A 24,609-nucleotide genomic window follows, 5' to 3' on the forward strand; every position below is an offset into this window, starting at 1 on the left:
TCCGACCCCGGGGCATTTTTCATGGATAGTGGCTTGCAACTGGACATCTCACTGGACGGCGCATTGGCAACCATCGCCCAGGTCGGTGACCTCAGCATGGGGCAACCGCTCGGTCACTCCCGGCGCGTTGCCGCTTTGGCGCGGATGCTCGCGCAGGCACGCCACGGCGACGGTGAGCATCTGCAGGTTGCAGAGCAGATTGCCTTGCTGCGCTGGTCTGGGTGCACAGCCAACGCCGAAGGCTTTGCCGACCTGCTGGGCGACGACGTCGATGGTCGCCGCGCAATGCTCGATCTGACCCTGGGCAGTGAGCAGATGAACGCGGTGCATCAGGCAACCCCGCTGGCCGTGGTGCACTGTGAAGTGTCCGGTGCAATCGCCAAAACCCTCCAGCTCGGAACCGCCGTCGAAGCGGGCCTGTGTCGGGTGTTCGAAACCTACGACGGCACTGGCCGACCGCTCGGCGTGGCGCATGAACATATCCCGGAAGTCGCCTATCAGGTGGTCATGGCCGGTGATCTGGACATTCTCACCCGCGCCCATGGCCTGGACGCGGCGCTGCGCTGGATCAGCGAGCAGTCGGATCGGCGCTATCCCGCATCGCTGGTGTCGTTGCTGGTGGCCAATGCCAAGACCTGGCTGGCGGATCTGGAAACGCTTTGCACAAAAGTTGAAGCCGCGCCTGAGCAGCGTCATGTCTCACTGACTTTGGTCGGAGACATCATTGACTTGAAGCTGCCATGGCTGGCCGGGCATTCACGTCAGGTCGCGCATGTTGCCGTGGAAGCGGCACGCCTGTGGGGGCTGGGTGAACCGACTTTGGCAAACATTGGCAAGTCCGCGCTGATTTACGGTCTCGGCCGCGCAGCCGTTTCCAATCACCTATGGAATAGCCCAGGGCCGCTGCCCTACGGTGCGGCAGAGCGAGTGCGCCTGGTGCCTTACTGGACGCAACAGGCGCTCCGGCCGTTAATGGAACTGGCCGCGCCCGCCGAGATAGCCACCCACGCTTATGAACGGCTCGATGGCAGCGGCTATTTTCGCGGCGTGGCGGGTGATGCACTGAATGCCGAACATCGGCTGTTCGCCACCTCGGTCGCCTGGGTAGCGTTGAGGCAAGCCCGGCCATGGCGAACAGCCCACGACGAAGCCGCAGCAGCCACGCTACTCAGACAGGATGCTGGCCGTGGCCTGTTCGACAACGATGTCTGCGAAGCGGTCATTGCCGCCGCCAGTGGCGAGCGCCGCCTGCGGCAACCCAAGCCTTCGCTGCTGACAGCCCGTGAGTGCCGCATTCTTCTGGAGATCAGCCGTGGCGCCAGCAACAAACAAGTCGCGCAACTGTTGGCTATCAGTCCGAGCACGGTACGCACGCACATGGAAAGCATCTTTCGCAAATTGCAATGCTCGACCCGTGCAGCCGCCACTCTGAAGGGGCTGACGATGGGCTTGATCGCCTGAATACCGTGCCGGGGTCAAGCCTGACTGGCGCGCGCCAACTCAATGAATGCCCTGGCGGCCGCAGAGGGATTGCGGCGGTTCGGGTAGTACAGGCACAACCTGTCTCGGGGCGGGGTCCAGTCCTTGAGTACCTGTACGAACTCGCCGGTGCGGATTTCGTCACGAACGTCCTGCTCCATGAAAAAGCCCAGCCCCATGCCCGCCTGCACCGCGACCTTGACCACGCTCGATTCATCCAGCGTAAGCGGACCGTTCACATCAAGACGGGTAACTTCTCCGTCCCGCTCGAAATACCAGGGGAAAATAGCCCCGTTCGGTAGTCGCACACGGATACATTGATGCCCGAGCAGCTCGGACGGCGTGCGCGGTTTGCCGTGTTGTGCAAAATACCCCGGCGAACCGACCACCGCGTAACGTTGCGGCGGGCCGACAGGCACCACAATCACATCGTTGGGCACCAGGCCTGCCGAGCGCACGCCGAAATCGAAGCCGTCAGCCACGATATCCACCAGCCGGCCTTCGGTCACAAGGTCAATGTGGACTTTCGGATGCTGCTGCAAAAACTCGATCACCAGTGGCAGCAGCGCCGAACGCGCAGCGCTGGCGAAGGCGTTGATACGCAACGTGCCCGAGGGTCCGGCGTTTTGCGAGCGCACTGCATCGAGTGCCGCACGCAAATCCTGCAAGGCTGGCCCCACCTGTTCGAGAAACACTCTCCCCGCTTCGGTGATCGCGACGCTACGGGTCGTGCGGTTGAACAGTCGCGATTCGAGGCGCGCTTCCAGTTGCGCAATGGTGTTGCTCAGCGCGGTAGTGGAGACGTCGAGATCAATGGCGGCCTGGCGAAACGACCCCCTTCGCGCCACGGCTATGACGGCGTCCAGTTCATTGAGGGCCAAGCGATCCTGAACCATGGATTGTCCTGTTTTTCGGGATAGGTCATTAAGGTTTGTCCCAGTTGAACAAACTATCTGCGGCGCAGCAAGATGACTCCAGTTCATCAATCAGGAGTCAGCCAATGAACCTTCAACTTCCCGCCTCCGTGCAGACGTATGTCACGGTTAACAATGCGAACAAAATCTACGACGCAATCGATCGATTCCGTGCTTCGGAGATCTCGCCATGCTGAATTCAGGATTGACTGGCAAACGGGTGCTCGTCACTGGCGGCACCAAGGGAATCGGCAAAGCAGTGGTCGAGTGGTTCCTGGCCGAGGACGCAAAGGTCATCACCTCGGCTCGGCAAGTGGACGTCGAAATGCCGGGCGCACTGCTGGTCGCGGCTGATCTTTCGACACGGGAAGGTTGTGACGCACTCATCGCAGCGGTCCAACAGCAACTGGGCGGCGTCGACATAGTGGTTCATGTCCTGGGTGGCTCGTCGGCCCCCGGTGGTGGTTTTGCAGCGCTGGACGAGGAACAGTGGCAACGCGAGCTCAACCTGAATCTGCTGCCGGCGGTGCGCCTTGATCGCGCCCTGCTCCCGGACATGCTCGAGCGTCGTAATGGCGTGGTGATCCATGTCACATCCATCCAGAGTCGGCTGCCACTGCCGGAATCCACCACAGCGTACGCGGCGGCCAAGGCTGCGCTGTCGACCTACAGCAAAAGCCTGTCGAAAGAAGTGTCACCCAAGGGGGTTCGCGTCGTGCGGGTATCGCCGGGCTGGGTTGAAACCGAAGCGTCGGTGGCATTCGCCGAGCGACTCGCGCAGGAGGCAGGTACTGACTATCAAGGTGGCAAGGACATCATCATGCAGGCCCTGGGCGGTATCCCGCTCGGCCGCCCGTCGACGCCAGTTGAAGTGGCTGAGCTGATCGGGTTCCTGGCATCGCCGCGAGCGGCATCGATCACCGGGAGTGAATTTGTGATCGACGGCGGCACCATCCCGACCATTTAGCCGCCAGCCTGCGGGTCAAGGATGACTCGCTGAATCCGACCGGCACGCTTACATCCGATGCTGCTCCAGCAAAAAATCCACAAACAAGCGCACCCGCACCGGCATCGCCGCGCCGCCGACGAACACCGCATGAATCGGTTCCTCATCGCCCGGGTTAAACGCTTGGAGCAGCGGGATCAGCGTGCCGCGCTGCAAGTCTTCCCTGACGGTGAACTCGCCAATCCGTGCAACGCCTGCGCCGAGTCTGGCGAACTGGGCCAGTGCTTCGCCGCTGCTGCATTCGATGTTGCCGCTGACTTTCAGCGAGAACTCCTTGCCGTCGCGGATGAACGGCCAGTTGGCTTCGGCGCGGCGGAAGTTGAAGCGCAGGCAGTTGTGCTTGAGCAGGTCTTCCGGTTCGAGAGGTGTGCCGTGACGTTTCAGATAGTCGGACGATGCGACCACGACTTGGCCGGTGTGGCCGAGCCGGCGTGCGGTCAACGGGCTGTCGGGCAGATGGCCGAAGCGTATGGCGACGTCCGCCTGGCCGGCGAGGATGTCGACGACTTCGTCGCCAAGGCTGAGGTCGACGACGATGTTCGGGTAGCGGGCGGTGAAGGCTGCGACCAGCGGCACAATGGTCAGCCGTCCATGGCCAAGGGCGGCACTGACACGCAAGCGGCCCTTGGGTACGCCTTGGTCGGTAATGGCCCCTTCCACTTCGTCCATGTCGGCGAGAATTCGCCGGGCACCGCGCAGGAAGGCCTCGCCCTCGGCGGTAAACGTCAGCGCGCGGGTCGTGCGCAGCAACAGACGAGTGCCGAGTCGCTGTTCAGCGCGGGCGATGATCCGACTGACCGCCGAAGGCGTCAGCCCCAGCGCGCGCGCAGCTGCTGAGAGGCTGCCCTCCTGCGCCACGGTGACGAACACGCTCATTTCCCCTGATCTGCCGTTGAAGTCCATTCGTGCCTCTTACGCAAAGGTGATTGCCAAAATCGCCATCTACCGCCTGAAAACGATGGATCGTAGCATTGGCGGCATAGATGAGGAGACTTTCCATGCGTATCAATCCACCACTTGTTGCACTCGCCGTCGGCGCCTTTGGCATCGGCGTGACCGAGTTCGCGCCGATGGGCATGTTGCCCGGCATCGCCGCCGATCTCGGCGTTTCCATTCCCGCTGCGGGGTTGTTGGTCAGTGCCTACGCCTTGGGCGTGCTGCTCGGCGCGCCGCTGATGACCCTGACCACTGGCAAGATCCCCCGGCGCTATCTGCTGATCGGGCTGATGGCGATTTTCACCTTGGGTAACCTGATGTCAGCGCTGGCCACCGATTACTCCAGCCTGATGGTCGCCCGGGTGATCACCTCGCTCAATCACGGTGCGTTCTTCGGGGTTGGCTCGGTGGTTGCCGCCAGCGTGGTCGCGCCAGAGAAACGTGCCGGCGCCGTGGCGGCGATGTTCATGGGCCTGACGTTGGCGACTATCGGCGGTGTGCCGCTGGCAGCCTGGTTTGGTGACCTGTTTGGCTGGCGCACCGCGTTCTGGGGCATTACCGGCCTCGGCGTGCTGACCATGATCGCCTTGTGGTTCGCCCTGCCCAATCTGAAAGCAGAGCAAGGCGCGGGTGCGCTGGCGGAAATTCGTGTGCTAGGCCGAGGTCCGGTGCTGGCCGCACTGGCCCTGACCGTGGTCGGCTCGAGTGCGATGTTCACCGTGTTCACCTACATCGCGCCGATTCTCAGCAGCGAAACCCACGCATCCGCCGCGTTCATCACCGCCATGCTGGTGTTGTTCGGGATCGGGTTGACGCTGGGCAACATGTGGGGCGGCAAGGCTGCCGACCGTTCGATCGACCGCACCCTGATCGTGTCGCTGAGCGCATTGATTGTGGTGTTGCTGGCGTTCACGGTGCTGATGCGCTGGCCGCTGCCGGCCGCCGTGGCCATTCTGATCTGGGGTATCGCCAGCTTCGCTCTGGTGCCGCCGCTGCAGATGCGCGTGATGGAAGCTGCCCAAGACGCGCCGAATCTGGCTTCGGCGGTGAACATCGGTGCGTTCAATTTCGGCAACGCGATCGGCGCGGCGCTGGGTGGCGCGGTGATCAATGCCGGGCTGGGTTATCCGGCGATTTCCCTGGCCGGCGCGGCGATGGCTGGTCTGGGCCTGCTGATGGTGCTGACGTTCGCCTGGCGCTCCAGAGCCGGTGCCGCTGCGCTGGCGTAAGTCTTCGCAGCGCTACGCCCCGCCCTGCTGATATTCGCGGGGCGTGCAGCCGAACTCGCGACGGAACACCGTGTGCAGATACTGCGCAGACTTGAAGCCGCAGGCCTGGGCAATGTCGGCAATCGCCGCATCGGTGTTCTTCAAACCGCTGGTAGCCGCCGCCAGTTTGAAACGCAGAATCTCGTCATGCACGCTGCAACCGCGCTCAGCGCGGAAATGCGCTTCCAGTGATGAACGCGACACCCCGACATACGCAGCCACCTGTGCGGTCTTGATGCCCTGGCAGGCATATTGGCGGATGAACAGCAGCGCTTGCATGACGTAGGGATTGCCCAGCGGTTGGTGCAGGCTCGACACCTGCACGTTGACCGCGTCCGGCGGAATCAGAATCTGCGTGCCGGTGGACGGCATGCCGTGGAGCATCTGGTGCAGCAATTGCGCAGCGGTGCGGCCCATGGTTTCGGTGCCCTGAATCACCGAACTCAGCGGTACACGCGTCAGGCTGCGGGTCAGCGGGTCGTTGTCGATGCCGATCAGCGCGACCTGCTCCGGCACGGCGATGCCGGCGGTCAGGCAGGCTTGCAGCAACTGCCGGGCACGGGCGTCGCTGACGGCGATAATGCCGATCGGTTTGGGCAGGCTGTGCAGCCAGGCGATCAGTTGCTCGACGGCGCTGTCCCACAGCGGCGCGCTGGTGCCCATGCCGCGATAGATCTCGGCGTGCAGACCGTCGCGCTGCATCAGTTTGCGAAAGGCTTTTTCCCGCTCCTGCGCCCAGCGATTGGCCTGCGCTTCCGGCAGGCTGAAACAGGCAAAGCGCTGCAACCCCGCCTCGACCAGATGCGAGTAAGCCAGCGTGATCAATGCGTTGTTGTCAGTGGCAACGTAGGGAATCGCTTTTGGATAAGCGCGTGCATCCTCGTAGGAACCGCCCACCGCCACCACCGGCAAATGAATGTCGGCCAGCGCCTCGCCAATCAGCGGATCGTCGAAGTCGGCAATGATCCCGTCACCCTGCCAGCGCTCGATGCCTTTCAGGCGGCAGAGAAAATCCTCTTCCAGAAACAGGTCCCAGGAAGCGCGGGTGCTGCTCAGGTAGTTGCCGATGCCGCTGATGATGCCACGGTCGTAGATCTTGCTGCCGTTGAACAACAGGGCGATGCGGTGCACGGGCGGTAGGCTCTTCATTATTTTTATGCTGTTCCGGGTCGCTTCGTCGCGGCGACGATGGACACAGACTAGGCCTGCGCGCGCTGAAGCTCAATACGCAAAATCGCACTCGCAGTTGAGGCTTTTCATAATCAGCGGGCACGGGGGCGTTGCTAGTATCGAGACACCGCCAAGAACAACAAGGACAAGGTCCATGCAGTACTTCCCCAATATCGAGCCGGTTCGCTACGAAGGCCCGAACAGTGATTCGCCCCTCGCATTCCGTCACTACGACGCCGACAAACTGATCCTCGGCAAACCCATGCGCGAACACCTGCGCATGGCCGCCTGCTACTGGCACACCTTCGTCTGGCCGGGCTCCGATGTGTTCGGTGCCGGCACCTTCAAACGCCCGTGGCAACGCAGTGGCGAACCGATGGAACTGGCTATCGGCAAGGCTCAAGCCGCATTCGAGTTCTTCAGCAAACTGGGCATCGATTACTACTGCTTTCACGACACGGACGTCGCCCCCGAAGGCAATTCGCTGAAGGAGTACCGCGAACACTTCGCGCACATGGTCGACCGCCTCGAACAGCATCAGGAACAAAGCGGCATCAAGTTGCTCTGGGGCACCGCCAACTGCTTCAGCAATCCGCGTTTCGCCGCCGGCGCTGCGAGCAATCCCGATCCGGAAGTGTTCGCCTGCGCCGCCGCGCAAGTGTTCAGCGCAATGAACGCAACCCATCGCCTCAAGGGCTCCAACTACGTGCTATGGGGCGGTCGCGAAGGCTACGAAACCCTGCTCAATACCGACCTGAAACGTGAGCGCGAACAACTCGGGCGCTTCATGCGCATGGTGGTCGAGCACAAGCACAAGATCGGTTTCACCGGTGACCTGCTGATCGAACCCAAGCCGCAGGAGCCGACCAAGCACCAGTACGATTACGACAGCGCTACGGTATTCGGCTTTCTCCAGCAGTACGGCCTGGAAAAGGAAATCAAGGTCAACATCGAGGCCAACCACGCGACCCTGGCCGGCCACAGCTTTCATCACGAAATCGCCACCGCCGCCTCGCTGGGAATTTTCGGCAGCATCGACGCCAACCGTGGCGATCCGCAGAACGGCTGGGACACCGACCAGTTCCCCAACAGCGTCGAAGAAATGACCCTGGCGACCTATGAAATCCTCAAGGCCGGCGGTTTCAAGAATGGCGGTTTCAACTTCGACTCCAAGGTGCGCCGGCAGAGCCTCGACGAGATCGACCTGTTCCACGGTCACGTTGGTGCCATGGACGTTCTTGCCTTGTCGCTGGAACGCGCCGCTGCGATGGTTGAGAACGACCGACTACAAACCCTCAAGGACCAACGCTACGCCGGCTGGCGTCAGCCGTTCGGGCAAGCGGTGATGGCGGGCGACTTCAATCTCGAGTCACTGGCCGAGCACGCGTTCAGCAACGAGCTGAACCCGCAAGCCGTCAGCGGCCGCCAGGAAATGCTCGAAAACATCGTCAACCGCTATCTCTATCGCTGATCGCCGAGACCCTCTGCCGACGCAACCACGCTGTGACAATTGCACGACAATTCTGTGCCTGCTGCGTCGGCAGATTCTCTACAGTTCTACCAGCCCGATTCATCGTCAGGCCGTGTCTTTCCAACAAAAATAAAAGGACGCACCACCATGAAGAACTTGAAACGTACGCTGTTGGCCAGTGCCCTGGCGTTGTTGGCCCTGCCGGTAATGGCTGACGCTACCCATCCGAAAATCGGTTTTTCCATTGACGACCTGCGTCTGGAACGCTGGTCGCGCGATCGCGATTACTTCGTCGCGGCGGCGGAAAAAATGGACGCCAAAGTCTTCGTGCAATCGGCGGACGCCAACGAGCAGAAGCAGATTTCGCAGATCGAAAACCTCATCTCTCGCGGCGTCGACGTGATCGTCATCGTGCCGTTCAACGCGACAGTGCTGACCAACGCCGTGGCCGAGGCGAAGAAAGCCGGGATCAAAGTGGTGTCTTACGACCGGCTGATTCTCAACGCCGATGTCGACGCCTATATCTCCTTCGATAACGAAAAGGTCGGCGAGATGCAGGCCGGCGGCGTGCTGAAAGCGGCGCCCAAGGGCAATTACTTCTTGCTGGGTGGCGCGCCCACCGACAACAACGCCAAGATCCTCCGTGAAGGCCAGATGAAGGTGCTGCAACCGGCCATCGACAAGGGCGATATCAAGATCGTCGGCCAGCAGTGGGTCAAGGAATGGAATCCGACCGAAGCGCTGAGCATCGTTGAAAACGCCCTGACCCGTAACAACAACAAAATCGACGGCATCGTCGCCTCCAACGACGCCACCGCTGGCGGCGCCATCCAGGCATTGGCCGCGCAGCAACTGGCCGGCAAGGTGCCGATTTCCGGTCAGGACGCCGACCTCGCAGCCGTCAAACGCGTGATCGCCGGCACGCAAACCATGACCGTGTACAAACCACTGAAACTCATCGCCTCGGAAGCAGCCAAGCTCTCGGTGCAACTGGCGCGCAACGAAAAACCCGCCTACACCTCGCAGTACGACAACGGCAGCAAGAAAGTCGACACCATCCTGCTCACGCCAACGCCGTTGACCAAGGACAACATCGACTTGCTCGAACAGGACGGCTTCTACACCAAGGCGCAGATTGCCGGGAAATAACCAGAGCCCAAATCTTTGGTTATGCAAAGAACCCTGTGGGAGCGAGCTTGCTCGCGAAGGCGGTGTATCAGTCAGCGATGCATTGCTTGAACTGACGCTTTCGCGAGCAAGCTCGCTCCCACAAGGGCTCTGTGGTGTTCATGTCCCTGGTATACGAGCCTTTTCCATGTCCGACTATCTGCTGCAAATGAACGGCATCGTCAAAACCTTCGGCGGTGTCAAAGCGCTCAACGGCATCGACATCAAGGTCCGGCCCGGCGAATGCGTGGGCCTGTGCGGCGAGAATGGCGCCGGCAAGTCGACGCTGATGAAGATCCTTTCGGCGGTCTACCCCCATGGCACCTGGGACGGCGAAATCCTCTGGGACGGGCAACCGCTCCGGGCGCAATCGATCAGCGAAACCGAGGCCGCCGGCATCGTCATCATCCATCAGGAACTGACCCTGGTTCCGGATCTGTCGGTGGCGGAAAACATCTTCATGGGCCATGAGCTGACGCTGCCGGGCGGGCGCATGAACTACCCGGCGATGATCCACCGTGCCGAAGCGTTGATGCGTGAATTGAAAGTGCCGGACATGAACGTGTCGCTGCCGGTTTCGCAGTACGGCGGCGGCTACCAGCAACTGGTAGAAATCGCCAAGGCCCTGAACAAACAGGCGCGTCTGCTGATTCTCGACGAGCCCTCCTCGGCCCTGAGCCGCTCGGAAATCGAAGTGCTGCTGGACATCATCCGCGACCTCAAAGCCAAGGGCGTCGCCTGCGTCTACATCTCGCACAAACTCGATGAAGTCGCCGCCGTGTGCGACACCATTTCGGTGATCCGCGACGGCAAACACATCGCCACCACCGCCATGGCCGACATGGACATTCCACAGATCATCACGCAGATGGTCGGGCGCGAAATGAGCAACCTCTACCCCAGCGAGCCGCATGAGATTGGCGAGGTGATTTTCGAGGCGCGCCACATTACTTGCTACGACGTCGACAACCCCAAGCGCAAACGGGTCGACGACATCTCCTTCAGCCTCAAGCGCGGCGAGATTCTCGGCATTGCCGGGCTGGTCGGAGCCGGCCGCACCGAACTGGTCACCGCTCTGTTCGGCGCTTACCCCGGCCGCCACGAGGGCGAAGTCTGGCTGGACGGCCGACCGATCGACACGCGCACGCCGCTGAAAGCGATCCGCGCCGGCCTGTGCCTGGTGCCCGAAGATCGCAAGCGCCAGGGCATCATTCCGGATCTCGGTGTCGGTCAGAACATCACCCTCGCCGTGCTCGAGAGCTATTCGAAAATGACCCGCATCGATGCCGAAGCCGAGCTGGGCTGCATCGACCGGGAAATCTCCCGTCTGCATCTGAAGACCGCAAGTCCCTCCCTGCCGATCACCAGCCTGTCGGGCGGCAATCAGCAGAAAGCCGTGCTGGCGAAAATGCTGCTGGCCAAACCGCGCGTACTGATTCTCGACGAGCCGACCCGAGGCGTGGACGTCGGCGCCAAGTACGAGATCTACAAATTGATGGGCGCGCTGGCCGCCGAAGGCGTGTCGATCATCATGGTTTCGTCGGAACTGGCCGAAGTACTCGGCGTCTCCGACCGCGTGCTGGTGATCGGCGAAGGCCAGTTGCGCGGCGACTTCGTCAACCATGAGCTGACCCAGGAACAGGTACTCGCCGCCGCCCTCAGCCAGCCCGGCAGCCATAACAATAATGATCGGAAAACCGCGTAAATGAATCAGGTCAAACAACTGTTCACCCGCTACAAGATGCTCGCGCTGGTATTTGCCGTGGTGCTGATCTGGCTGTTCTTCAGCTGGCAGACCGAAGGCGGTTTCCTCACCCCGCGCAACCTTTCCAACCTGCTGCGGCAGATGTCGATCACCGGCATCCTCGCCTGCGGCATGGTGCTGGTGATCATCAGCGGCGAGATCGATTTGTCGGTGGGCTCATTGCTCGGCCTGCTCGGCGGCCTCGCGGCGATACTCGACGTGGTCTATCACATTCCGCTGCTGGCGAATCTCAGTCTGGTCGCCCTGTGCGGCCTGATGATCGGCCTCGCCAACGGCTACATGGCGGCGTACTTGCGCATCCCGTCCTTTATCGTCGGCCTGGGCGGCATGTTGGCGTTTCGCGGCATTTTGCTAGGGATCACCGGCGGCACCACCATCGCCCCGGTATCGCCGGAGCTGGTCTACGTCGGCCAGGGTTATCTGCCCCACGCGATCGGCACCGGCCTGGGTGTGCTGCTGTTTGTGCTGACGGTGTTCCTGACCTGGAAACAACGACGCAATCGCGCCCTGCATGGCCTGGCGGCGCATTCGCTGGTGCGTGATGTTGTGCGCGTGCTGGTGATCGGCGCGGTGCTGGCCGGTTTCGTCCAGACCCTCAACAGCTATGACGGCATTCCCGTGCCGGTGCTGCTGTTGCTGATTCTGCTCGGTGTGTTCAGCTACGTCACCAGCCAGACCGTGTTCGGCCGCCGGGTCTATTCGGTCGGCAGCAACATGGAAGCCACGCGCCTGTCAGGCATCAATGTGCAGGCGGTCAAGCTGTGGATTTTCGGCATCATGGGCGTGATGTGCGCACTCGCCGGCGTGGTCAACACCGCACGCCTCGCGGCCGGCTCACCGTCCGCCGGCAGCATGGGCGAACTCGACGCCATCGCCGCCTGCTTCATCGGCGGCACCTCCATGCGCGGCGGCTCCGGCACCGTCTACGGCGCCCTCCTCGGTGCACTGGTGATCACCAGCCTCGATAACGGCATGTCCATGCTCGACGTGGATAGCTACTGGCAGATGATCGTCAAGGGCAGCATTCTGGTGTTGGCGGTCTGGGTGGATGTGAGTACGCGCACGGCGCGGCGTTGATCGCGGCAAACCTGGAGGGATCTGCTTCAAAAGGGAGCAAGAACGCAAGCCGCTGCTACGCTACGTAACACAATATTATGGAATACCAGATACCAAAAAACGCTGTTTCAAACGCTTGGTCCGCTCTGGCTCAATGGCTTCGAGGGCCTTGCACAGCTTGGCCCGTATCTTGCTCCTCCAGTGCATATCGCGCTCAAGGTCTATGGCCATGCCTGTATCCTCCGCACAATTCGGCGACGCTCACACCCGCTCTTCAAGCGCGGCGTGTGCGTTGCCGTGTGCAGCCATGGCGCGTTATCTCCGTCGATTCCGCTCTTCGTCCTCCATCGTGCTGCCGCGGCTGCCATCCTGCGTGAGCGCGAAGCAAAACGGTTTCTGGCAGATAGTCAGGTAACACCTCCCCACGAGAGTCTCTCTCGATCTCTCGCAGTTTCCGCCTTGGCGGATCGCTGCGCACCGTCATTACCGAGTTTCCTGGTGAGTCCCTCCGGCTCGCCCGGCGCTCTGCATCCGGAACAAACCTGATGAACCAAGACACCGCCTTGCTTGTGATCGATATGCAAAAGGAAGATGGCTTCCCGCTCGAACGCTTCGATCAACTGGTCGATAACGCCGCATCCCTGATCGATCGCGCTCGCCAGTTGCACATCCCGATTTTCTACACCCGCCATGTCAACGACGCTCCGGGCCGCGATCTGGCGCTGGGCGAACCGGTAGACGACCAAGGCAGGCCAACGACTTACCGCGCCGGCACATCTGCGATCGAGATCATTGACGCCCTGGCGCCTCGAGACGCTGACGTCGTCATCGATAAACGCCGCTACAGCGCCTTCCACGGCACCCGTTTGGCTCAGATGCTCAACCGCCGAGGCATCAAGCACCTGGTGGTCATCGGCGTGCTGACGGATGTGTGTGTCATGAGCAGTCTGTTCGACGCCTATCAGCACGACTTCCAGATCAGCCTTGTCGCTGACGCCTGTAGTGCGACTACAGAGGGAGCGCATTACTCGGCACTGTTCATCCTTTCCAACTGGCTGTACGGGCTGGAGCTCTTCACCACCGAGCAATTGTCGAGACGCTGGAACAACGAGCCGGCAACATCGCTTCGAACCGCAGAACCCGATCACCTCGCCTTCCAGCCAGATGAATTCCCACAAGTCGTAGCGCGCTTTCAACGCCGCCTCGTCGACGCCTGCTGAACGGAGAACAGACATGAAAGTTGAAAAACGCAGCATCGACTTTATCCCAGAGAGCGAGCGTCACGGTCGGCCACGTTCCCTGTTCTTCGTCTGGTTTGGTGCCAACGCCAACATCACCACGGTAGCGGCTGGAGTGTTGCCCATCAGCCTGGGACTCAATCTTTTCTGGAGTGCGCTATCGATCCTTACCGGTTCGCTGATTGGTGCAATTTTCATGGCTTCGCACTCCGCGCAGGGGCCGAGACTGGGTATTCCGCAGATGATCCAGAGCCGGGCACAATTCGGGGTTTTCGGCGCCATCGTCCCGCTGCTGTTCGTCATGCTTATTTACTTGGGCTTTTTCGTCAGCAACACGCTGTTGGCTGCTCAGGCGGTGAGCGACCTGAGCCCGTTGAGCACCGCTGGCAACATCGCTCTGCTGGGCGCGGCATGCTTCCTGGTCGCGCTGTTCGGCTACCAATTGATTCATCGCGTGCAGAAGCTGCTTTCGCTGATTTCGATTGCGGTGTTCGGCATCGCCACCCTGCTCGCCCTCGCGCTGCCGATAGAGGCCGGCCAATGGACCGCGCAGGGTTTCAATCTGGTCAGCTTCCTCGCCTCCGTCAGCATCGCGGTCACTTGGCAACTGTCCTACGCACCTTACGTGGCGGATTACTCTCGCTATTTGCCGAGCGCCACATCCACCCGCCAAGTGTTTTGGTACAGCTATGCCGGTACCGTGATCGGCGGAAGCTGGATGATGTTGTTAGGCGCCGTACTGGCCAAGGGCATGGTGGGGTTCTCCGATAACGTCGGGCTGCATCTGATAGGCCTGCTCGGAGGAGGCACCCTGCTGATGGTGGCATTCGTGCTTTACGGCCAGATCGCCATCAACGTGTTCAACCTGTATGGCGCTTTCATGTCGACGGTCACGATGATCGAGCCTTTCTCTGCACTCAAAATCACCCCGTCTGTACGTGCGGGATTCCTGCTGATCATCTGCACGACCGCTACCGGTTTATGCACTCTGGCGCAGGACGACTTTCTGCAGTTCTTCCTGAATTTCATCTTTTTCATGAGCTACTTTCTGATCCCCTGGACGGCGATCAATCTTGTCGATTACTACGCGCTGCGCAAAGGCGTTTACCGGATTGCCGACATCTTCGATCCGGCAGGCATCTACGGTCGGGTGAACTGGACAGCAATCGCAATATTCATGTGCACTATTGTTCTGGAAATTCCGTTCATGAACACCTCGATGTACGTCGGGCCTGTTGCCACCAGCCTGCAAGGCGTCGACCTGGCGTGGGCCGTTGGCTTGCTGTGCCCTGCGTGCGCTTATTACGCCCTCATGCGCCGGCGCGGTTCGCTGTTGATCAAGGCAACGGGAGTCTGACTGAGCAGAGCAGATCTGCTTTCCATAACCCGGAGATAGGGGCTGAGGTCTGTCAGCGCAGACGTCAGCCCCCCTTCGGACCAGCGCGCCAAGGCATGCACTGCCTTGGCGACTGGCACTGATGCTCAATTCAAATGCCATCCAGCCCCGGATAATCCACATACCCTTCCCTGCCCTGGCTGAACCACGTGCTCATTTCGCTTTCCACCAATGGCAACTGCCGAGCGAATCGCAGCGGCAAATCTGGATTGGCAATAAACGGCCGTCCAAACGCAATCGCATCGGCGAATCCGGCATCCAGTTGCGCTTGAGCCCTGGCGAAACCGTAATCCGAATTGAGGATCAGCACGCCTTTGAACACTTCGCGGATCGCCCCGGCCAGCGGTGGTCGTTCGGACTTGCCGAAGGTGCCGTCCAGCGGCGGTTCGCGGACTTCCAGATGAGCAATGCCGATCAATGACAGCACTTCGGCGGCGCGGATGAACAGTGTTTCGGGATCACTGTCGCGGATGCCCTGTTCATAGCTGCTTGGGGTCAAGCGCACGCCGGTGCGGTCGGCGCCGATGACTTCGGCGACCGCCTCGGTCACTTCCTTAAGTAAGCGGATGCGGTTGTCGACCGAACCGCCATAGGCATCGCTGCGGAAATTGTCACTGTCGCGCAGAAACTGGTCGATCAGATAACCGTTGGCGGCGTGGATCTGCACGCCATCGAAACCCGCCTCGATTGCATTGCGGGTCGCCTGTCGAAAGTCTTCCAGCAATGCGGGGATTTCTTCCAGGGGTAACGCGCGCGCCGGGGTATACGGCTGCTTGCCTGCATACGTATGCGCCTGCCCCGGCGCGGTGGTGACCGATGCGGAAACCGGCTGGCCGCCGCCAAGGAAACTCGGGTGCACGACCCGGCCCATGTGCCACAGCTGCGCGATGATCCGGCCACCAGCGCCATGCACTGCGTCGGTGACCTTGCGCCAGCCGGCGACCTGTTCGGCCGACCAGATGCCCGTCGCGTACGGCCAGCCCAGACCTTGCTGGCTGATGCCGATCGCTTCGGAAATGATCAGGCCGGCGCTGGCGCGCTGGCGGTAATACTCGACCATCATCTCGGTCGGGACGTGTTCGCGAGTGCCGCGCGCGCGGGTCATCGGCGCCATCAGGATGCGGTTGGGCAAATCGAGCGCGCCGAGGCGCAGCGAATCGAATAACGATGTCATGTTCAGGCTCTCAAAAAGGTGGGCTGGATCAAACCAGGCGTGCGCCGCCGTCGATGTTTAGTACAGCGCCGTTCATGAAGGTGTTGCTCATCAGGAACACTGCTGCCGCACCCGCCTCTGCGGCTGTGCCGAGGCGATGCAGGGGCAGCACCTGCTCAAGAGAAGCGACGAACGCATCACGCCCCTCGCCCAGTGCCTTGCCGAGAATCGGGGTGTTGATCGGGCCGGGCGACAGCGTGTTGACCCGCACGGGTGCCAATTCCAGAGCCAGACCGCGAGCCAGTGCTTCCATCGCTGCCGAGGCGGCGGCGAGCACGGCGGTGCCGTAGGCATTCGGGCGATCAGCCAGAGAGCCGGAGATAAACGTGATCGAGCCGTCTCTTGCCAGCCTGTCGCCAAGAACCCGAATCGCATTGATCGATGCCCAGATGCGTTCATCGAACGCGCGGTGCAGATAATCGAGATCAGCCGCGAGCACGGTGCCAGCCACAAACGAGCCGGCGAGCAGAACGAGGTGATCGACCTTAGGGATATCGGCCAAGGCAGTTTCGAGAGCCTGGCTATCAGTCACGTCGGCCGCGCGCCAGCCATCGAGCCCATGTTCGCTGGCGGCCTGCTCGGCACGTGCGGCGTTCGAACCGATGACGATGACCTTGGCGCCGGCGGCTTTCGCTTGCACCGCAGCGGCAAGGCCAATGCCGGAAGTGCCGCCGAAAATGACCACGGTTTTGTCGTTGAGTGTGGATGGCAGGTTTTGGCTGATGTTCATGCTGAGTCTCCGTCTGGAACACCTGAATGGCGTTCGATGGGCAAAGACTACGGTTTGGAAGCCACATTGATAATTGGGCCGAAAGTCGCTTTACTAGTGCCATGAAGGCACAAATTGGATTGGATCGTTTAACCGGGCTTATCGCCTTTGCACGCGCGGCTTCGCTGGGCAGCTACACGGCTGCCGCTCGAGCATTGTCGGTGTCGCCGTCGGCCATCAGTAAAAGCGTGCAACGACTCGAAGAGCATTTCGGGCTTATGCTGTTTACCCGCACCACCCGCTCGCTGGTACTCACCCCGGAAGGCCGTGATCTTTACGAACGGGCGCTGCGGATTCTGCGCGAAGTCGAAGACATCGATCAGGCCGCCGTCGCCTCCCGCGCCGAGCCTTCGGGGGTATTGAAAGTCACAGCGCCGTTGCCCATCGGATTGAATATCCTCGCGCCAGCCCTGCCGAGGTTTCGCGAGCAATATCCAAATGTGACGGTCGATCTGCGGCTCGGCGATCAATATGCCGACCTCATCGAGCAAGGCATTGATGTCGCGGTTCGGGTTGGCAATCTTGCCGACTCACGTCTCATCTCTCGGCCGCTTGGGCCACATCGAATCGGTGCGTTTGCCTCGCCGGACTATTTGCAGCGCAAGGGTACTCCGCTTACGGCCGAGGATCTCGCCGAGCACGAGTGCGTGAATTTCCGCTATCAAAGCACCGGGCAGACTTTGCGCTGGCCGTATCTGGCCGGAGACAGACAGTTGGAACTGGCACCCGACGCGGCCTTCACCGTTGATGCCAGCGATGCGGTCGCGGCGGTGCTGGCTGCCGGCGGCGGCATCGGTATTTCGCCGCACTACGTCGCGGCGGCGTATGTTCGTCGGGGCGAACTGGTCCCGGTGCTGCCACAGTTCACCGTCGAACGCTTCGCCATTACCGCGTTGTGGCCGGAGAGCCGTCGCGGTAGCCCGAATGTCAAAGCGTTCACGGCGTTCCTGCTTGAACTGTTCCCCGCCACGCCGCCATGGGATCAGGTCATCGAGAATGCGGTGAAACATTGAAGGGAGCTCGCTCGGCTGGATGCATCATGCCAGAGCTCAATGCGCGGATCAGAGTTCGACCTTTCGTTGGTGTTTTACCCTTTCTCGCCAATTCCCCGGCAAATCAGATATTTCTGCCTAGACTTGAACATGTCCCGGCACTTGAACGCGTTCAGCGCGTCGAGCGGTCATCACAATAAAAACAAGAGGAATCACCCAGATGCTCAGATCTCTGTTCAGCGCACTTGCCTGCGCTTTGGCGGTAAGCAGCATGAACCCGGCCATGGCGGCAGACCCGGTGATCATCAAGTTCTCGCATGTGGTCGCTGACCAGACGCCCAAGGGGCAAGGTGCGTTGCTGTTCAAGAAACTGGTCGAGGAACGCTTGCCGGGCAAGGTCAAGGTCGAGGTGTATCCCAACTCCTCGCTCTTTGGTGACGGCAAGGAAATGGAAGCCCTGTTGCTCGGCGATGTGCAGATGATTGCGCCGTCGCTGGCCAAGTTCGAGCAATACACCAAGTCAGTGCAGTTGTTCGACCTGCCCTTTCTCTTCAATGACATCAACGCTGTCGACCGCTTTCAACTGAGCCCGCAGGGTCAGGGCCTGCTCAAATCCATGGAAAGCAAAAACATCACCGGCCTGGCTTATTGGCACAACGGCATGAAACAACTGTCGGCCAACAAACCACTGCGTGTACCGGCGGATGCGCGCGGCCTGAAGTTCCGGGTGCAGGCCTCGGCGGTGCTGGAGGAGCAGTTCAAGGCGGTGCGCGCCAATCCGCGCAAGATGAGTTTTGCCGAGGTATACCAAGGCCTGCAGACCGGTGTGGTCAACGGGGCGGAGAATCCTTACTCGAACATCTACAGCCAGAAGATGCATGAAGTGCAGAAGTACATCACCGAATCCAACCACGGTGTACTGGACTACATGCTGATCACCAACACCAAATTCTGGAACGGCCTGCCACCCGATGTGCGCAGCGAACTGGACAAGATCGTCGTGGAAGTCACCACCCACGTGAACAAGGAAGCCCAGCAACTGAACGAGGGTGACAAGCAGCGCATTCTTGCCGCCAAAACCACGGAAATCATCACCCTCACGCCAGAAGAACGTGCGCAATGGCGCGATGCGATGAAACCGGTGTGGAAGAAATTCGAAGGCGAAATCGGCGCTGAGCTGATCTCTGCCGCCGAAGCCGCAAACCAGGCGCAATAATCGCAAGGCAGGCGCCGCTGCGTCGGCGCCTGCCCGTCTTCACTCGACGTGAGATGCCATCCATGAAAGCGCTTCGGCGAATCTGGGAACACTTCGAGGAAGGCTTCATCGTCTTCCTTCTGGCGGCCATGACCCTCGTCACGTTTGTCTACGTGATCCTCAACAATTTCTACAGTCTGTTTTACTGGCTCGCCGATCATTGGCCGGCGGCCAGTGTTCCGCTGTTCGCCGTTGGCGATCAGATCATGGGCATGGCGCAGGCCATGACCTGGAGCACTGCCCTGACCAAAGCGCTGTTCGGCTGGCTGATTTTTTTCGGCCTGGCTTATGGCGTGCGCACCGCCGGGCATATCGGTGTCGACGCACTGGTCAAACTGGCGCGCAGATCGGTACAGCGTTACATCGGCATCCTCGCCTGCCTGTGCTGTCTGGCCTACGCGGGGCTGCTCGCCGTCGCCAGCTTCGAATGGATCGAAACCTTGATGAACGCCGGTATCGGTGCCGAGGATCTCGGCCATTTCGGCGTCATGCAGTGGCATATCGGGTTGATCGTGCCGCTGGGCTTCGCGCTGGTGTTCATCCGCTTCGCTGAAATTCTCCTGCGCATCCTGCTCAACCGTCAGACCGGCCTCGGGCTGGCCGATGAAGCGGCCGACGCGCTGAAACTTGCCGAACACGAGGATGACAAGCCATGACCATCGCCTTCCTGTTCGTGGCCTTGTTCGCCTTGATGTTCATCGGCGTGCCGATCGCCATTTCGCTGGGGCTGGCCGGCTCCTTGACGATCATTTTCTTCAGTCCCGACTCGGTGCGCTCGCTGGCGATCAAACTGTTCGAGACCTCGGAACACTACACGCTGCTGGCCATTCCGTTTTTCCTGCTGGCCGGGGCCTTCATGACCACCGGCGGCGTCGCCCGCCGGCTGATCGACTTCGCCAACGCCTGTGTCGGGCATATTCGCGGCGGCCTGGCCATCGCGGCGGTGCTGGCCTGCATGCTGTTCGCCGCCCTCTCCGGTTCAAGTCCCGCCACGGTCGCTGCGGTGGGCTCGATTGCGATTGCCGGGATGGTCCGTTCCGGCTACCCGCAGGCGTTCGGCGCAGGGATCATCTGCAACGCCGGTACGCTGGGCATCCTGATCCCGCCGTCGATCGTGATGGTGGTTTTCGCCGCCGCTACAGAAACCTCCGTGGGCAAGCTGTTCATGGCCGGCGTGGTGCCTGGCCTGCTGCTGGGCACCGCATTGATGGTGGCGATCTACATCGTTGCGGTGAAGAAAAATCTCCCCGCCTTGCCGCGTGCGACGCTTCGCGAGTTTCTGAGTACGGCACGCAAGGCAATATGGGGCCTGTTGCTGATGGTGATCATCCTCGGCGGCATCTATTCGGGCATGTTCACCCCGACCGAAGCCGCCGCAGTGGCAGCCGTCTATTCGGCCTTCATCGCCTTGTTCGTCTACAAGGATCTGACCTTCCGGGAGACACCCAAGGTTCTGCTCGACTCGGCCAAGCTGAGCATCATGCTGATGTTCATCATTGCCAACGCCATGCTGTTCGCCCACGTGCTGACCACCGAACAGTTACCTCAACAAATTACTGCCTGGGTGATCGAAGCCGGGCTGACGCCGGTGACGTTTCTGCTGATGGTCAACATTGTGCTGTTGATTGCCGGCGCGTTCATGGAACCGTCAGCGATCATCCTGATCCTGGCGCCCATCCTTTTTCCTATCGCGATGAAACTGGGCATCGATCCGATTCACCTCGGCATCATCATGGTGGTCAACCTTGAGATCGGCCTGATCACGCCACCGGTGGGCCTGAACCTGTTCGTGACCTCGGCGGTGACCGGCATGTCCTTGCCGGCCACAGTCAAAGCCGCGATGCCCTGGCTGTCGATTCTGCTGTTGTTCCTGATCCTGATTACTTACGTGCCGTGGATCTCACTGGTGCTGCCGAACTGGCTGGGGATGAACTGATGTAGCGATCACGTTCAGCCGGGATCGACTAGAGTGCAATCACTCTGCTTAAAACCATAACAAGACGGAGAAGTGCCCCCATGCGAGTCAAAACACGCTTTGCCCTGCTGGCCGCCGCCACGCTGACCCTTAGCAGTGCTGCGCAGGCCGCGCCCGTGTTCATCAATATCCTCACCGGCGGAACCAGCGGGGTTTACTACCCGATCGGGGTCGGTCTGTCGCAAATCTACAGCGACGGTATTGCCGGCTCGAAGACATCGGTGCAGGCCACCAAAGCGTCGGTAGAAAACCTCAACTTGCTACAGGCCGGTCGCGGCGAGTTGGCCCTGGCTTTGGGCGACTCAGTGGCCGACGCCAAAAACGGCGTGGAAGACGCCGGTTTCAAAGCACCGCTGACCAAATTGCGCGCCTTGGGCGGCGCCTATCCCAATTACATTCAAATCGTCGCCAGCCAGGAGTCGGGAATCAAAACCCTCGCCGATCTCAAGGGCAAGACCATCTCGGTCGGCGCCCCAAAATCCGGCACCGAATTGAATGCGCGGGCGATATTCAAAGCGGCTGGCCTGACCTACGAGGACATGGGCAAGGTGCAATATCTGCCGTTTGCCGAATCGGTGGAATTGATCAAGAACCGGCAACTGGACGCCACCCTGCAATCGTCGGGACTGGGCATGGCCGCCATTCGTGACCTGTCGTCGGTGATGCCGCTGAACTACGTGGCTATCCCGAGTGAAGTGGTGGCAAAAATCGGCAATCCGGCCTACCAGAGCGCAATGATCCCGGCCAACACCTACGACGGACAGGCCGAAGCCGTGCCCACCGTGGCAATCACCAATATTCTGGTGACCCGCGCCGACCTGCCGGATGACGTCGTCTATGACATGACCCGCCTGCTGTTCGACAACCTGGGGCGCTTGGGTAACTCCCATTCGGCGGCCAAGGACATCAAGCTGGAAGCGGCTGCGAAAAACCTGCCGATCGCGCTGCACCCCGGGGCCGAGCGCTACTACAAGGAAAAAGGCGCTTTATAAGCGCTTGTGCGCAGTGGCGTAACGGCCACTGCAGCGTCGATTCCTTTGCGTGGTGATGAGGAAGGCAGGCAATGAGTGACGAGCATCACGGTATTTCCGCGAACCCACGGGACTGGCCGAAAACCCTGTTTTACGTAGCGTTGCTGTTCTCGATTTTCCAGATCGTCACCGCAGCCTTTTCTCCTCTCTCCAGCCAGGTGCTGCGTGCGGTGCACGTCGGCTTCCTGCTGTGGGTGGTGTTTCTCAGTTATCCGGCACACGGCACAGACCGTCCGTGGCAACCGCTGGCCTGGCTGCTGAGCCTGGCCGCTATCGCTACCGCGCTGTATCAATGGGTGTTCGAGGCCGACCTGATCCAGCGTTCCGGTGACCTCACCTCGGCCGACCTGATGATCGGCATCGTATTGATTGCCCTGGTCTTCGAAGCCGCGCGACGGGTCATGGGCATCGCGCTGCCGGTGATTTGCGGGCTGTTCCTGGCGTACGGCCTGTTCGGGCAATACCTGCCCGGCGAACTGGCCCATCGCGGCTACGGTTTCGACCAGATCATCAATCAACTGTCGTTCGGCACCGAAGGGCTGTACGGCACGCCGACGTACGTATCGGCGACCTACATTTTCCTGTTCATCCTGTTCGGCGCATTCCTCGAGCAGGCCGGCATGATCAAATTGTTTACCGACTTCGCCATGGGCTTGTTCGGGCACAAGCTGGGAGGCCCGGCGAAAGTGGCCGTGGCCTCGTCGGCGCTGATGGGGACGATCACCGGCTCCGGGATCGCCAACGTCGTGACGACCGGGCAATTCACCATTCCGCTGATGAAGCGCTTTGGCTATCGCGCCGCGTTCGCCGGCGGCGTGGAAGCCACCTCCAGCATGGGCAGCCAGATCATGCCTCCGGTGATGGGCGCGGTCGCCTTCATCATGGCTGAAACCATCAATGTGCCCTTCGTCGAAATCGCCAAGGCGGCGCTGATACCCGCCCTGTTGTATTTCGGCTCGGTATTCTGGATGGTCCATCTGGAAGCCAAGCGCTCCAACCTCAAGGGCTTGCCCAAAGACCAATGCCCGAGCGCATGGGGCGCGGTGAAAGCCCGCTGGTATTTGCTGATTCCTCTGCTGGTTCTGGTGTACCTGCTGTTTTCCGGGCGCACACCGCTGTTCTCGGGCATGGTCGGCCTGGCATTGACTGCCATCGTGATTCTTGGCTCGGCGATCATTTTCCGGGCGCACAGCTTTGGCCTGCGCTGTGCGTTCTGGATTGCACTGGGCGTGCTCTGCACAGGTTTTTTCCAGCTCGGCATCGCGGTGATTTTTGCGGTCATTGCCGTCCTGGTGCTGGTCTGCGCTTTCATCAAGGGTGGTCGCGAAACGCTGCTGATCTGCCTGCACGCGCTGGTCGAGGGCGCCCGCCACGCGGTACCGGTGGGCATCGCCTGCGCACTGGTCGGCGTCATTATCGGCATCGTTTCGCTCACCGGCGTCGCTTCGACGTTCGCTGGCTACATTCTCGCCATTGGCCGCGACAACCTGCTGCTGTCGCTGATCCTGACGATGATTACCTGCTTGGTGCTGGGGATGGGCATTCCGACCATTCCCAACTACATCATCACCAGCTCGATCGCCGCTCCCGCCCTGCTGGAGCTGGGCGTGCCACTGATCGTGTCGCACATGTTCGTGTTCTACTTCGGCATCCTCGCCGACCTGACCCCGCCGGTCGCCCTCGCCTGTTTTGCCGCCGCCCCGATCGCCAAGGAAAGCGGCTTCAAGATCAGCCTGTGGGCGGTGCGCATTGCGCTGGCGGGTTTCGTCATCCCGTTCATGGCGGTCTACAACCCGGCACTGATGCTGCAGGGCGACGACTTGTGGGCGACTGCCTACATGCTGATCAAGACTCTTCTGGCGGTTGGTCTCTGGGGCATGGCGTCTACCGGTTTTCTGCAACAGAAAATGCTGATCTGGGAACGGGTGCTCAGTCTCGGCGCCGGCGCCCTGCTGATCGTGGCACTGCCGGTGACCGATGAAATCGGCTTCGCACTCGGGATTCTGGTAATCGTGCAACACGTCTGGCGCTCGCGGCGCGCCGCAGCGGCCAATGCATGATCGGTTTGTGCCTGGGTCTGGCCGGCAGCATCTGGGCACAATTGCCGGTAGCGAATTTCACCCTGGCATGGAACCACAGCATCGAAAAGATCCGCTGGGAGGAAGACTACCGCGTCACGGCCCAAGGCCTGGTTCTTGAGCAGGCAAGGGTTCGCGGCAACGGCGCGGGCATGGAGATACCCAATGATGCCCGGCTGGAGAACGGCAGTTGGCATTACCGACGCCACTTGCCGCCGCTACAACCACTGCAATTGGGCCGAACCCCGCAGGCCGGCGATTACCAGTTATGCATGGATGGCAAGTGCGAACTGGTCAGCCGATGGGTTGGGCCGGCTAGTATCAGCCAGCCGTTCTTGCAGTTGTGGGGTTGCGAAATGACTTCGCTATCGCCATCGCATGATGGTTAGCCAGGAAGCCGTGGCGAGCTGTCGCCAACATCGCCACGTTG

Annotated in this window: 21 protein-coding genes; 16 read left to right on the forward strand and 5 right to left on the reverse strand. The window is 60.9% G+C overall.

What is annotated here, in order from left to right; genetic code table 11:
- Nucleotides 1–21 precede the first annotated feature (21 nt).
- The gene (locus D8U70_RS25470; protein ID WP_130930040.1) at nucleotides 22–1,461 is read left to right on the forward strand and encodes an HD domain-containing phosphohydrolase; all 1,440 of its coding nucleotides are present in this window, start codon (nucleotides 22–24) and stop codon (nucleotides 1,459–1,461) included.
- Between the two features lie 14 nt (nucleotides 1,462–1,475).
- Here D8U70_RS25470 and D8U70_RS25475 read toward each other — a convergent pair whose 3' ends face one another.
- Entirely contained in the window at nucleotides 1,476–2,375 is a 900-nt protein-coding gene (locus D8U70_RS25475; protein WP_110645760.1) for a LysR family transcriptional regulator, read from the reverse strand.
- A gap of 208 nt (nucleotides 2,376–2,583) precedes the next feature.
- On the opposite strand from D8U70_RS25475, the gene D8U70_RS25480 reads away from it, so the two are divergent.
- Nucleotides 2,584–3,360: an SDR family oxidoreductase gene (locus D8U70_RS25480; RefSeq protein ID WP_130930041.1), complete on the forward strand. Its 777-nt coding sequence runs from the start codon at nucleotides 2,584–2,586 to the stop codon at nucleotides 3,358–3,360.
- Nucleotides 3,361–3,408: 48 nt separating this feature from the next.
- On the opposite strand, the gene D8U70_RS25485 is transcribed toward D8U70_RS25480, so the two are convergent.
- Nucleotides 3,409–4,302, reverse strand: coding sequence for a LysR family transcriptional regulator (locus tag D8U70_RS25485; RefSeq protein ID WP_130930042.1), 894 nt, complete (start codon nucleotides 4,300–4,302; stop codon nucleotides 3,409–3,411).
- Nucleotides 4,303–4,397: 95 nt separating this feature from the next.
- On the opposite strand from D8U70_RS25485, the gene D8U70_RS25490 reads away from it, so the two are divergent.
- A complete protein-coding gene (locus D8U70_RS25490) occupies nucleotides 4,398–5,564 on the forward strand; it encodes an MFS transporter (RefSeq protein WP_130930043.1) in 1,167 nt (388 codons plus the stop codon).
- 12 nt (nucleotides 5,565–5,576) lie between these two features.
- Here the strand turns inward: D8U70_RS25490 and D8U70_RS25495 are convergent, their stop codons facing one another.
- On the reverse strand, nucleotides 5,577–6,752 hold the full coding sequence (locus D8U70_RS25495; protein ID WP_016774329.1) for a DNA-binding transcriptional regulator: 1,176 nt from the start codon (nucleotides 6,750–6,752) through the stop codon (nucleotides 5,577–5,579).
- A gap of 175 nt (nucleotides 6,753–6,927) precedes the next feature.
- On the opposite strand from D8U70_RS25495, the gene xylA reads away from it, so the two are divergent.
- From xylA to D8U70_RS25525, 6 genes are all read left to right on the forward strand, one after another.
- Nucleotides 6,928–8,244, forward strand: coding sequence for a xylose isomerase (gene xylA / locus D8U70_RS25500; RefSeq protein ID WP_130930044.1), 1,317 nt, complete (start codon nucleotides 6,928–6,930; stop codon nucleotides 8,242–8,244).
- A 147-nt stretch (nucleotides 8,245–8,391) separates the two neighbouring features.
- Complete coding sequence (gene xylF / locus D8U70_RS25505) at nucleotides 8,392–9,393, forward strand: D-xylose ABC transporter substrate-binding protein (protein ID WP_110645764.1); 1,002 nt, start codon at nucleotides 8,392–8,394, stop codon at nucleotides 9,391–9,393.
- A gap of 166 nt (nucleotides 9,394–9,559) precedes the next feature.
- A complete protein-coding gene (xylG, locus tag D8U70_RS25510; RefSeq protein ID WP_110599153.1) occupies nucleotides 9,560–11,116 on the forward strand; it encodes a D-xylose ABC transporter ATP-binding protein in 1,557 nt (518 codons plus the stop codon).
- Nucleotides 11,117–12,253, forward strand: coding sequence for a sugar ABC transporter permease (locus tag D8U70_RS25515; protein ID WP_016774325.1), 1,137 nt, complete (start codon nucleotides 11,117–11,119; stop codon nucleotides 12,251–12,253).
- 524 nt (nucleotides 12,254–12,777) lie between these two features.
- Nucleotides 12,778–13,452: an isochorismatase family cysteine hydrolase gene (locus D8U70_RS25520; protein WP_130930045.1), complete on the forward strand. Its 675-nt coding sequence runs from the start codon at nucleotides 12,778–12,780 to the stop codon at nucleotides 13,450–13,452.
- A gap of 13 nt (nucleotides 13,453–13,465) precedes the next feature.
- Nucleotides 13,466–14,827 (forward strand): cytosine permease, encoded by a 1,362-nt coding sequence (locus tag D8U70_RS25525; protein ID WP_130930046.1) that lies wholly within the window; start codon nucleotides 13,466–13,468, stop codon nucleotides 14,825–14,827.
- 130 nt (nucleotides 14,828–14,957) lie between these two features.
- Here D8U70_RS25525 and D8U70_RS25530 read toward each other — a convergent pair whose 3' ends face one another.
- Entirely contained in the window at nucleotides 14,958–16,040 is a 1,083-nt protein-coding gene (locus tag D8U70_RS25530; protein WP_073475076.1) for an alkene reductase, read from the reverse strand.
- A gap of 28 nt (nucleotides 16,041–16,068) precedes the next feature.
- Entirely contained in the window at nucleotides 16,069–16,809 is a 741-nt protein-coding gene (locus D8U70_RS25535) for an SDR family oxidoreductase (protein WP_110645769.1), read from the reverse strand.
- A 26-nt stretch (nucleotides 16,810–16,835) separates the two neighbouring features.
- On the opposite strand from D8U70_RS25535, the gene D8U70_RS25540 reads away from it, so the two are divergent.
- The 7 genes from D8U70_RS25540 to D8U70_RS25570 all read left to right on the forward strand — a co-directional run bounded on the left by D8U70_RS25540 (nucleotide 16,836) and on the right by D8U70_RS25570 (nucleotide 24,568).
- Nucleotides 16,836–17,861 (forward strand): LysR family transcriptional regulator, encoded by a 1,026-nt coding sequence (locus D8U70_RS25540; RefSeq protein WP_241089731.1) that lies wholly within the window; start codon nucleotides 16,836–16,838, stop codon nucleotides 17,859–17,861.
- A 250-nt stretch (nucleotides 17,862–18,111) separates the two neighbouring features.
- Entirely contained in the window at nucleotides 18,112–19,056 is a 945-nt protein-coding gene (gene dctP / locus D8U70_RS25545; RefSeq protein ID WP_224789932.1) for a C4-dicarboxylate TRAP substrate-binding protein DctP, read from the forward strand.
- A gap of 62 nt (nucleotides 19,057–19,118) precedes the next feature.
- Complete coding sequence (locus tag D8U70_RS25550; RefSeq protein WP_024012587.1) at nucleotides 19,119–19,751, forward strand: TRAP transporter small permease; 633 nt, start codon at nucleotides 19,119–19,121, stop codon at nucleotides 19,749–19,751.
- On the forward strand, nucleotides 19,748–21,031 hold the full coding sequence (gene dctM / locus D8U70_RS25555; RefSeq protein ID WP_130930047.1) for a C4-dicarboxylate TRAP transporter large permease protein DctM: 1,284 nt from the start codon (nucleotides 19,748–19,750) through the stop codon (nucleotides 21,029–21,031). Before D8U70_RS25550 ends, dctM begins: the two co-directional genes overlap by 4 nt.
- 80 nt (nucleotides 21,032–21,111) lie before the next feature.
- The gene (locus D8U70_RS25560) at nucleotides 21,112–22,062 is read left to right on the forward strand and encodes a TAXI family TRAP transporter solute-binding subunit (RefSeq protein ID WP_110599139.1); all 951 of its coding nucleotides are present in this window, start codon (nucleotides 21,112–21,114) and stop codon (nucleotides 22,060–22,062) included.
- 71 nt (nucleotides 22,063–22,133) lie between these two features.
- The gene (locus D8U70_RS25565; RefSeq protein WP_130930048.1) at nucleotides 22,134–24,161 is read left to right on the forward strand and encodes a TRAP transporter permease; all 2,028 of its coding nucleotides are present in this window, start codon (nucleotides 22,134–22,136) and stop codon (nucleotides 24,159–24,161) included.
- Complete coding sequence (locus D8U70_RS25570) at nucleotides 24,158–24,568, forward strand: DUF1850 domain-containing protein (RefSeq protein ID WP_130930049.1); 411 nt, start codon at nucleotides 24,158–24,160, stop codon at nucleotides 24,566–24,568. The genes D8U70_RS25565 and D8U70_RS25570 overlap by 4 nt, the downstream gene beginning before the upstream one ends.
- The last annotated feature ends 41 nt before the right edge of the window (nucleotides 24,569–24,609 follow it).

The organism is Pseudomonas sp. Sample_20, assembly GCF_004307585.1.
GTDB classification, from domain to species: Bacteria; Pseudomonadota; Gammaproteobacteria; order Pseudomonadales; family Pseudomonadaceae; genus Aquipseudomonas; species Aquipseudomonas atacamensis.

Excerpts from the sequence above, each read along its gene's own strand:
- D8U70_RS25470 (WP_130930040.1), top strand. The coding sequence starts at position 22 with ATGGATAGTGGCTTGCAACTGGACATCTCACTGGACGGCGCATTGGCA.
- D8U70_RS25475 (WP_110645760.1), bottom strand. The coding sequence starts at position 2,375 with ATGGTTCAGGATCGCTTGGCCCTCAATGAACTGGACGCCGTCATAGCC.
- D8U70_RS25480 (WP_130930041.1), top strand. The coding sequence starts at position 2,584 with ATGCTGAATTCAGGATTGACTGGCAAACGGGTGCTCGTCACTGGCGGC.
- D8U70_RS25485 (WP_130930042.1), bottom strand. The coding sequence starts at position 4,302 with ATGGACTTCAACGGCAGATCAGGGGAAATGAGCGTGTTCGTCACCGTG.
- D8U70_RS25490 (WP_130930043.1), top strand. The coding sequence starts at position 4,398 with ATGCGTATCAATCCACCACTTGTTGCACTCGCCGTCGGCGCCTTTGGC.
- D8U70_RS25495 (WP_016774329.1), bottom strand. The coding sequence starts at position 6,752 with ATGAAGAGCCTACCGCCCGTGCACCGCATCGCCCTGTTGTTCAACGGC.
- xylA (WP_130930044.1), top strand. The coding sequence starts at position 6,928 with ATGCAGTACTTCCCCAATATCGAGCCGGTTCGCTACGAAGGCCCGAAC.
- xylF (WP_110645764.1), top strand. The coding sequence starts at position 8,392 with ATGAAGAACTTGAAACGTACGCTGTTGGCCAGTGCCCTGGCGTTGTTG.
- xylG (WP_110599153.1), top strand. The coding sequence starts at position 9,560 with ATGTCCGACTATCTGCTGCAAATGAACGGCATCGTCAAAACCTTCGGC.
- D8U70_RS25515 (WP_016774325.1), top strand. The coding sequence starts at position 11,117 with ATGAATCAGGTCAAACAACTGTTCACCCGCTACAAGATGCTCGCGCTG.
- D8U70_RS25520 (WP_130930045.1), top strand. The coding sequence starts at position 12,778 with ATGAACCAAGACACCGCCTTGCTTGTGATCGATATGCAAAAGGAAGAT.
- D8U70_RS25525 (WP_130930046.1), top strand. The coding sequence starts at position 13,466 with ATGAAAGTTGAAAAACGCAGCATCGACTTTATCCCAGAGAGCGAGCGT.
- D8U70_RS25530 (WP_073475076.1), bottom strand. The coding sequence starts at position 16,040 with ATGACATCGTTATTCGATTCGCTGCGCCTCGGCGCGCTCGATTTGCCC.
- D8U70_RS25535 (WP_110645769.1), bottom strand. The coding sequence starts at position 16,809 with ATGAACATCAGCCAAAACCTGCCATCCACACTCAACGACAAAACCGTG.
- D8U70_RS25540 (WP_241089731.1), top strand. The coding sequence starts at position 16,836 with ATGGCGTTCGATGGGCAAAGACTACGGTTTGGAAGCCACATTGATAAT.
- dctP (WP_224789932.1), top strand. The coding sequence starts at position 18,112 with ATGAACCCGGCCATGGCGGCAGACCCGGTGATCATCAAGTTCTCGCAT.
- D8U70_RS25550 (WP_024012587.1), top strand. The coding sequence starts at position 19,119 with ATGAAAGCGCTTCGGCGAATCTGGGAACACTTCGAGGAAGGCTTCATC.
- dctM (WP_130930047.1), top strand. The coding sequence starts at position 19,748 with ATGACCATCGCCTTCCTGTTCGTGGCCTTGTTCGCCTTGATGTTCATC.
- D8U70_RS25560 (WP_110599139.1), top strand. The coding sequence starts at position 21,112 with ATGCGAGTCAAAACACGCTTTGCCCTGCTGGCCGCCGCCACGCTGACC.
- D8U70_RS25565 (WP_130930048.1), top strand. The coding sequence starts at position 22,134 with ATGAGTGACGAGCATCACGGTATTTCCGCGAACCCACGGGACTGGCCG.
- D8U70_RS25570 (WP_130930049.1), top strand. The coding sequence starts at position 24,158 with ATGATCGGTTTGTGCCTGGGTCTGGCCGGCAGCATCTGGGCACAATTG.